The sequence below is a fragment of the Pseudoalteromonas sp. TAE79 genome, assembly GCF_000498015.1.
Taxonomy (GTDB): domain Bacteria; phylum Pseudomonadota; class Gammaproteobacteria; order Enterobacterales; family Alteromonadaceae; genus Pseudoalteromonas.
This window is the reverse complement of the sequence record NZ_AUTL01000086.1, coordinates 1-3,585: the sequence shown is the minus strand read 5'-3', so window position 1 is coordinate 3,585 and position 3,585 is coordinate 1. Positions and strand designations below refer to the sequence as shown.

At 43.0% G+C, this 3,585-nt stretch carries 3 protein-coding genes, 1 pseudogene and 1 other annotated feature; all 4 genes and pseudogenes read right to left on the bottom strand.

The window, feature by feature from the left end; all coding sequences use genetic code 11:
- Positions 1-39 precede the first annotated feature (39 nt).
- A pseudogene (locus L655_RS0104165) lies at positions 40-525 on the bottom strand (IS3 family transposase); the annotation flags it as partial.
- An 83-nt stretch (positions 526-608) separates the two neighbouring features.
- On the bottom strand, positions 609-2,132 hold the full coding sequence (ltrA, locus tag L655_RS0104160; protein WP_008109360.1) for a group II intron reverse transcriptase/maturase: 1,524 nt from the start codon (positions 2,130-2,132) through the stop codon (positions 609-611).
- 639 nt (positions 2,133-2,771) lie between these two features.
- Positions 2,772-3,212 (bottom strand): IS3 family transposase, encoded by a 441-nt coding sequence (locus L655_RS0104155; RefSeq protein ID WP_080670014.1) that lies wholly within the window; start codon positions 3,210-3,212, stop codon positions 2,772-2,774.
- Positions 3,141-3,257: a sequence feature (AL1L pseudoknot), on the bottom strand. Its footprint overlaps the gene before it by 72 nt.
- A complete protein-coding gene (locus tag L655_RS0104150) occupies positions 3,215-3,535 on the bottom strand; it encodes a transposase (protein WP_024604194.1) in 321 nt (106 codons plus the stop codon). Its footprint overlaps the feature before it by 43 nt.
- Between the last annotated feature and the right edge of the window lie 50 nt (positions 3,536-3,585).

The window sequence follows — 3,585 nt, the reverse complement described above, 5'->3', positions numbered from 1 at the left end:
TGAATCGCCCCGAGTTCATCGGAGACCAGTTTGTTTAAGTCAGGCCACTTTACCTGACTCGTTTAAATTATCATAGTAGTCTGTTTCATATTGAGCTGGTGAAATATACCCAATTGAAGATAATAAGCGTTGATTATTAAACCAATTGACCCACTCTAACGTTGCGTATTCAACAGCATCAACATTCTTCCACGGGCCATTTCTGCGAATAATCTCTGTTTTAAATAATCCATTTATTGTTTCAGCCAATGCATTGTCATAAGAGTCACCCACACTGCCTACAGACGCTTGAATTCCAGCTTCAGCAAGTCGCTCAGTGTATCGTATAGACAAATATTGGCTGCCTCTGTCGCTGTGGTGAATTAACCCTTCGGGGTTGCCACGATGCCAAATAGCTTGCTCTAACGCATCAAGAATAAGCTCTGTGTGCATTGTCGTTGATACACGCCAACCTACAATGTATCGTGAAAAAACATCTATCACGAAAGCGACATAAACAAACCCACTCCATGTGGCAAGTAGAGTAAGAGGCAGAACGTAGTCGAACTATTTTTCTGCCTCTCCTCTCCGAACCGTACGTGCACCTTTCAGCGCATACAGCTCTCCGCTTAATTGTGGCTTACAGCCATTACAACATCGCTGTAGCGAGATGTGACAGTATTTCTCATTTCATCTCTAAGATAAGGGTTTGATTCAGGTAATCGCCAACGGAAGGGCAACTTAGGACTGCTCACCAGTCGATATAGTGAAGCGCTACATAAATTACCTCGATTGCTTTTACCAAATAATACCCAAGTCTTGGCCTGATTTGGCGTCGGTCGTTTTATCCACTTCATCATTAATGACTTAACGGAGCAACGATATTTCCGCGCTAGCCATTTTGCTAATTTCCAGAAAACTATACGATCAATTTTACTGTAAACTTTAGCGGTATAATCAGTATGACGATAAAATTGCGCCCAGCCTTTAAGCTTGCGGCTGAGTTGTTCAACTTTGTCTATCTTGCTACAACTGTGATCACTGGATAAAGCTTGGCTCAAGGAATGAGAAAATGCTTTAGCCTTACCATGTGGAATACCAGACACCACACGCATATTCCCTTTAGGACCACGTTTCCTTATGATCCTATGACCAAGGAAGATAAATCCATCATTCACATGCGTAATATGGGTTTTCTCCATGTTAAGTGTGAGTTTAAGTTTACCTTCAAGAAAATTTCGACACTGATCACGAATGGCTTCTGCTTGTTGTTTGTTACCTTTGACAATCACAAGAAAGTCATCGGCATAACGACAATAAGCAACCCCAGGTTTCCATTGTCTATTTTCCTCTAGTGCAATGGTACGCTTATCTTGGATTGTACGATTCCAGTACCAGCGATCTTTACGTGCTTTCTTGCTCAAGTAGCATTTATCCAAATACTGATCAAATTCGTTGAGCATGATATTTGACAATAATGGAGAAATGACACCACCTTGTGGTACGCCTTCGCTTGTTGCACAGAATAGATTACGTTCAATATGTCCTGCTTTGATGAACCGCCAGAGCAATTCATTAAATCGTCGACAATTGATACGCTTACGCACACATGTCATCAGTAATTGATGGTGGACTGTATCAAAATAACTTGATAAATCCCCTTCAATTACCCAGCGCCCACGTGGTTCACTTGAGCCTGTCATTTGTAACTTAACAGTTCTAATGGCGTGATGGACACTGCGTTCAGGTCTAAAACCATAGGATAGTGAATGAAAATCATTTTCCCATATCGGCTCCATTGCCATGAGCATGGCACGTTGCACTATTCTGTCTCTTAAGGTGGGTATGCCTAAAGGGCGTTGCTTTCCATTCGCTTTAGGAATATAAATTCGTCTGGCAGGCATTGGTTGATAATTACCCGAGAGTAAATCATTTCTGATCCCATCTAAGTAATCAGTCAGCTTATCCTGTAAGTGAATTTTAGTTATTCCATCAACGCCAGGTGTTTTGGCACCTTTTGAAGAAAGCGTTACTTCAGCCGCTTGGCAAAGCCATTGTGGGTGACTGATAAGGCGCAGTAATCGATTAACGCGACGCGCTTTATCGGTTGCTGTCCATGTTGCTAATTTACGTTGCAGTTCGCTGATTATCACAGGTCTTCACCTCATTAAGGTCAGGTAATTTGCTTGCGCAAATCAATTAAACTGCGCCCCTTCGCCATGTAATGGGCTTTCCCCATCTCAGACTACTACGAACGCTCCGCCAGCTTGTTTGTCATCGGGGTCGTGCTCCCTTAGCATTCAAACAAACCTTCCCCGGTTTACCTATCTGAACTCGAACATATTGGGGTGGATGCCGATCGCAGTCTTTAACCTTATCGTGCTGTAAGGTGATAATACTTAAACGCTGAATTGTGATTTAGCGTTTATCCATTGATAAATACCTACGTGTGATTTATCAAGTCGGCAATAATACTCATACATTTAGTATTATTGCAGCATCATATTGCCTGTTAATTCGTGTAGGCAATGGCGACGTTTCAGCCCATAGATGCGGGTTAATCGGTTCATGTACTTCATCCGTCCAATACTTAGTCTAGAAGAGCATCTTGGCGTAACGAATTCGCCTCACTCCCCGTTGTCAGCGAGTTCCATCACCTTATCAGCATACGATAAGTCACTGCCGCTCAGACTCAACTATCTGCACAACCAGATAGTGCCATAAACAATTTGGCTCCTACCGTATTGCTCATGTATTTCAGATAGACTCGTGGTTCATTAAAGCATTCCTTGCTAGTGCTGAACTCCGGGCACACCATAGGTGATGTCAGCTACCCAAAGTTGATTTGGCTGCTCAGCAGTAAATTGACGATTAACTAAATCAAGTGGCTTATCTTGTTGCTCGTCAGGTATCGTTGTCTTATGTGCTTTACCCCGACGAACACCTTGAATTCCCATAACTCGCATCAATCGTTCGACTGTACAGCGGGCGACTTGATGGTCGTCAAGCTGTAGCTGCTTCCATATTTTTCTTGCACCATAAACTGACATATTATCCTCCCACACTTCGCGAATGAGTATTATCAGCTCAGCATCACGCTTTTTGCGGTTAGACAGTCGCTCAGGCTCTCTTTGTATCTGTTTATGAGAATAATACGTTGATGGTGCAATCGGCAATTCCTTGCAAATTGACTCGACACCGTAATGCTCTCTGCAAGCATCAATAAAATCCACTATTACTTCTGTTTGCGGTCGAGCTCCGCTTGGGCGAAAAAAGCGGCAGCTTGCCTCAGGATATCATTCGTTCGCTTGAGCTCTTTATTCTCGCGCTCTAAGATGGCAAGGCGTTCTTCAGTTGATGGCGTATTAGAAGAGGGTTTAGACGGTTGAGCTTGAGATTTCTTGACCCATGCTCTAAGTGTTTCTGGGGTACATCCCAGTTTATCTGAAATCGATACTAGCGCAGCCCAAAGAGAAGGGTATTCATGCTGTTGTGTGGTAACAAGCCTAATTGCACGTTCACGAAATTCTGATGTATAGCGATTTGATTTTTTCATAGTTCCAGTTTCTCAAGTTATTGAGTCTCTGGCAAACACGGGGCGATTCA

Coding starts and splice junctions, on each gene's coding strand:
- L655_RS0104150 (WP_024604194.1), bottom strand. CDS start 3,535: ATGAAAAAATCAAATCGCTATACATCAGAATTTCGTGAACGTGCAATT.